Origin of the sequence: Akkermansia sp. GGCC_0220, assembly GCF_017566105.1 — a bacterium.
Lineage (GTDB): Bacteria > Verrucomicrobiota > Verrucomicrobiia > Verrucomicrobiales > Akkermansiaceae > Akkermansia > Akkermansia massiliensis.
This window is the reverse complement of the sequence record NZ_JABFCI010000031.1, coordinates 1-5,849: the sequence shown is the minus strand read 5'-3', so window position 1 is coordinate 5,849 and position 5,849 is coordinate 1. Positions and strand designations below refer to the sequence as shown.

General features: G+C 58.3%; 1 protein-coding gene. It reads left to right on the top strand.

What is annotated here, in order from left to right; translation table 11 throughout:
• Positions 1 to 418 precede the first annotated feature (418 nt).
• On the top strand, positions 419 to 5,849 hold a 5,431-nt coding region (locus HJW02_RS12730), incomplete at its 3' end, for an autotransporter-associated beta strand repeat-containing protein (RefSeq protein ID WP_208050651.1).

Here is a 5,849-nt window from a genome sequence, read left to right as displayed (position 1 = left end):
CGTTCCGGCATTGTCCGGAACGGCCCTGCTGCGTCACGGAACATTGCATGCTGTGCGGCGCTTCTGCCGGCATGGTGCAGTAGCGCAGTTGATATCATATAGTGGAATAAATGATGTTAAAATGGATTATTGATTCCATCCGGAATGATTCGCAAGGCGGATTAAAAATCCGCTAGGGAACGGAAAAGCCGCCAATATACCAGAATGAACCTGCTTGCATGTTTATACTGATAAGGATACCACCACGAACATATCTGATTGCGGACCAGATATAGCATGAAAACGGTCTTCCAGGAGAGTTGCAACGCCTACGGAATCAACGTTTAAGCTTGTAGGAGGATTTTTAATCCGTTAATGATGATAAAAAGCCTCCTGTCAGGTTCAGGAGGTATTTTCACGTTCATTTTCATTAAAAATTATGAAGCTGCACCTTCCCTTGGGTCTCCTGTCCTCTCTGATTGCCTGCATGGCCGCCGTTTCCTCACCGCATGCCTTGGCGGAAACCTATACATGGCTTGGCGGAACGGATGGCTGGATCCATACAAATGCCAACTGGAATCCGGCGCCGACCAATTATGCAAACGTGTGGGCCGGAACCAGTGCCAATATTATGCAATTCAGCGGACCATATGGAGATAATGTTCAAAAGGCCGTCAAGGCCCAGTTCAATAGCTTGTCGCTGGGTGGCATTAATGTGGCGGCGGGTGCTTCAGGATTCAGTGTATCCTCCAGCGACGGCGGTTCCCGCGTCGTCAATTTCCGTGCTCCGGGAGAAGGGCAGGCGACGGTTTTCAACATCGGGGAGGATTTTTCGTTAGGATCAACGGGTACGGCCTGGGAGGGCGTTTCATTTTATGCGAATACCTTGTTCCAGATCGCTGCAGGCAAGACCATGAACGTTTATGGAGCGCTTGCGGTTGGGGAAGGGATTACTGATCCCCCCACAATTACTGTGGGAGGTGTGGGGTATTCTGGTACGCTGATTTTGAATTCGGCCGCACAGACGACGAATGTAACTGATCAATCCGTCAACAGGAACCGTCAAGCCATGACAGCGAACTGGATGGTTACGGGAGGGGCAACATTGCAGTTGAATAATGCTACTGCTCTGGGTTCGGGAATGGTGAACCTAAATGGAGGCAATTTGAAAGCGCAGCATGATGCTACCTACAATAATACGCTGACCGTGAGTGGTTCATCTGGCCTGACGGTAAACGCCGCCACGCAGTTTTCCAATGTGACTCTTGCCGCCGCGGGTTCCCTGAACATGAATGGTGGAACTCTTGGTATTGCCGCTGCTGGCAGTCTGACGCTGGGCGCGTCCGGCACGATTACGGGAAACCTGACGCTGGGAAACTCGTCCCTCCTGAATTTCTCCGCTCTTCCGGCTTCCGGCGCGTCTCTGCTTAATGTGACCGGAACGCTGACCGTGAACAGCGAACTGCTTCTGGGGCAGGGAACGATAGACGGCGTGGCCTGGACGGAGGGTTCCTATGACCTGATCAGCGCGGGCACCGTCACCGGAGTTCCTGCCAGTTCCTTTGTCCTGGGCGACAATCTTCTGGGTTCCTGGAGCACGGGGAACGGCAAGCTTACCCTGGTGGTGGCGCAGGTGGCTTTGCTTGAATGGAAGGGGGGCGACGGAATCTGGTCCGCCACTGCTCCCGCCGCTTCCCCGTGGAAGGACGACGGCGTTTACAATGATAATTCCGGAGTCGTCATGGGAGACATTGGCGGCAGCGCCCCGCAGACGGTGACCATTGATGGCGCCGTCTCTCCCACGATTATCATGGTGCAGGCGGATACGACGGATTATGTATGGGATGCCGCGGCAGGGGGCGGCTCTCTGGAAGGCAACGGTAATCTGGAAAAGACCGGCAACGCCAAGCTGACCATCAATACGGCCAATACCAACTATACCGGAAAGGTGATCCTGGGCGGCGGCACGCTTGAAATGGGAGATGACGCCGCCCTCGGCGCCGGCAGTCTGTCGTTTGACGGCGGTATCCTCCAGTATGGCGCTGGCGTGACGGCGGATATTTCCGGACAGATTTCCTCCACGAGCAAGAACTCCATTAAAGTGGATACCAACGGGAACGCCGTAACGTGGGCTTCCGTGGATAATTACAAGGCGATGGCCATGGAAAAATCCGGAGACGGCACCTTGAATCTTGGCGCCGCCGTGTATGCGGGCGCTCTGACGGTGGACGGAGGTTCCGTGTCCATTGCCTCCGGAAGTGTTCAAACGAGGTTTTCCGCGGGAGTCACGGTGAATGCGGGAGGAACCCTCGCCATTTCCAGCGCCATCGATGGAATGCCTTCCGGAAACAGCGCCAACATCGTCATCAACGGCATGAGCGGAGCGGGCCGGATTGAGCTGGACAACCAGGCGGCCAAATCCCGTTTTTACATTTCAGGAGACAATTCATCCTTTACCGGGGAACTGGTTGCATCCGGGTTGAATAATAATCCGGGCAGTACAAATGATGCCCGCGACCTCCAGTTTGCCACCGCCGCCAGCATGGGGAGGGGGACGTTAACCCTGAATGGACGCGGTTTCTGGATGGATGCCGTCAACACGGCGGATACCGCCGTCATGGCAACGATCAATGTGCTGGAGAAAGGAACCTACCTAAACGGAGGGAGCGGCAAGTCCTATTACTTTGGCGGGGCATTCACCGGTTCAGGTACGGTGACCACCGCACTGGGGGATGCCTTCGCCTACTTGACGGGAGACATGACCGGGTTCCACGGGGCGTTCACCCGCACTGGCAATGCCCTGTTTACCTGGGCATTCGGCAACAATACGGCGGCGACCCTGAATGATGGCAAGCTTTTCGGGGATGGTGTGGTGTTAAAGGCTGACGGCGGAACAAGCTTGTTCAAATTCTCCTACACCAATGACCTCGTTCTGATGAACGCCACCGTAGGAGCGGAAGGCGCCCTGAACGCCAGGGTGGAACAGGCCGGAACCGGAACGCTGGTGCTGACGCAGGACAATACCGCTACGGGGACGCTCACCATTACCAGCGGCACGGTTCAGCTGGGCAATGGAGAGGGCACAGGCTCCTGGGTCGGGCAGATTACCGGGGCAGGAGCTCTGATCGTGAACAGGGCCGGCGGGTCCCCGGTCCTGGAACTGAACGCCGCTAACAATTACCAGGGAGGAACCACCCTGAACGGCGGCACGGTGAAGGCGCTGGGCGCCGGTTCCCTGGGGACCGGGAATGTTTCCGTTAACGGCGGTTCCGTTCTGGACATGAACAACCAGGCGATTGCCAACAACATCACCATTACCAAGGGAGGGCTGCAACATGCAGGAGCCTACGCCACTGCCGGCGGCGTAACCGTGAATGCGGAGGCCAATTCCGGGGATATTGACCTGGGCGGCCTGTCCGGGGACAAGGTGGGCGGCATCAATACCGCCACGGCGGGAACGGCCATTACCGGCCTGACGGGAAATCTGACGCTGACGGGGAATAATTCCCTGCATGTGGGTGCGAACAATACCACGTATGCCGCTGCCGGGGACCAGAAGAGCCTGCTCCAGTTCAATGACACGGCCACGGGCACCGTTTCCTTCGGCGGGGACGCTTCCGACCTCACGCTGCACATGGACATTGATACGGATATCCTGATCGCCATGCGCGAACTGGAATCCGTAGGCATTCTGCTGACCGACGGAACGATCACCGGCCTGCCTTCCAGCGACCTGGTGGCGTGGCTCAACCAGCACCTTACGTTCAATGCCACGCTGGAAAGCCTGGGATTCGGCATCAAGGGGGTGGAAGGCGGCAGCATCATCATTTCCGGCAGAACGGACCAGATTTACATTTCGTCCGTGGACGGTTCCACGGTGACGGAAATTCCGGCCCTTAATTCCTATGCGCAGGTGATTGTGGACACAAACCTCACCCTGAATTTTGACGTGCCTGCGGCCAATACGGACAAGACCATCATCCGGCATCTTTCCTCCGGCACCGGCAGCACGGGCAACCTGGTGGTGAATGCCGCCGGGGACGGTTCGCTGGATATCGAACTTGCGAACGATCTGGACGACTCCGTGTTCAACGGCAATCTTACCGTGAACGGTGACGGCGCGGACCTGATCAAGACGGGAGAAAAGACCCTGGTGCTGAATGGCAATGTCAATACCTCCAATGCGGTGGTTGCCAGGGAAGGCACGCTGGCCCTGAACGGGAGCGCCAATAATATCGGCACGCTGACTTTGTCCTCCGCCTCTGCGGATGAACCCGTCCGCGTCGTGATCGGAGGGACCACGACGGCCACCCTGGCAGATGACGCGGAGGGCGGCTCCCTGCAAATCTCTGCGGGCGGAACGCTCAAGACTGCCGGGGATTCCACCCTGGACCAGGCGACCACCATTTCCGGAGCAGGCCGCCTGAACGTTCAGGAAGGTTCTTCCCTCACCCTGGCAGGGGAAGCCGGCCTGTTCGGAACCTCCGTGACGCTGAACGGAACGCTGAGCCTGTCCGGGACCGGGGAGAAGTCCATTCTGGCCCTCTCCGGCGCTGGAACGCTGGCCCTGAATGGCAATGCACTGTCCGTCACCTCCGCATCCGCCGTGAACGGCTCTTTCTCCGGCACACTGGACGGGGAAGGGAGCATTGACGTCTCCGGCAAGGTAACCCAGGTGATGCAGACCGGAAGCTCCACGTATGACCTGGGCGTGCACGGAGGGGGCACCCTGGTGCTGAAAGGCACGTCCGCCGCTCCCGCGCTTGACTACCGCAACGTTACGGTAGGCGCTTCCGGCACCCTGCGCATTGAGGCCATCGGGAATGGAGCAGGGGACCCCAATACCACCTTGAACGTCGGCAGCGTTGACTTCCAGAGCGGTTCCATGACGGAATTCGTGTATAACCTGAGCGCGGCCGATCCTTTCGGCTCCGCCATGCTGACGGCGGATTCCATTACTATCGGGAACGGCGCCGGCTTTACGCTTGCCAACATGACCGGCAACACGGGCCTGGGAACGTATGACAACCTGGACGGAGTGGTGCTGATGACCGCGGACGCGATTGACGGCATGGCGGAAGGGGAATCCATGTCCGTGGGTACTTCCGGACTCTTTGCCGTGTATTACAAGGATGCGACCATGGTCCGGGAAGGAAACAATATTGTGCTGAACGCCACGGTACAGCAGGATAATATTTTTAAGCCTGCGGTGAATTCCCATAATTCCGGAGCAGGTTCCGAACTTCTGTGGGGAGCCAGGAACAACCTGGACGCCACTTCCCGGCTCGGGCAGGTCATGAATGCCATCAGCACCATGGTTACGGGGAGCAATCCTGATTTGGCGGGAGCATCCAGGGCATTGGCCGCCGTAGCGGGCAGCACGGTCAACGCGCTGGGCACGGCCCAGAAGGACGCCCTGCGCGACCAGATGGGCTGGATCAGGAACCGCACCACCCTCATGGGCGTCAACCCCGCCTACATCAACGAAGACCTCCCCTACTTCCACATGTGGATGGAAGGCACGGGCTCCTACAGCAAGCTGGACACCAAGGGGGATGAAAGCGGCTACCAGCTCACCACCTGGGGCGGTACCGTGGGCATGGACGTGGACCTCAGCGACCACTTCACGATGGGAGCGGCCTTCACGGCCAACTACGGCGACCTGACGGCCAGCGCGGCGGACTCTGCGGACGGCCACCTGGACAGCTACTACGCCAACCTCTTCGGCCGCTACCAGAGCAAGCGCTGGGCGCACACATTGATCCTGACGGGTGGGTGGAACGACGCGAAGCTCAACCGCACGGTCAACTACGGGGAAGGCAGCTACAGGACGCAGGGCAACACCAGCGGGTGGGGCTTTGGAGCGATGT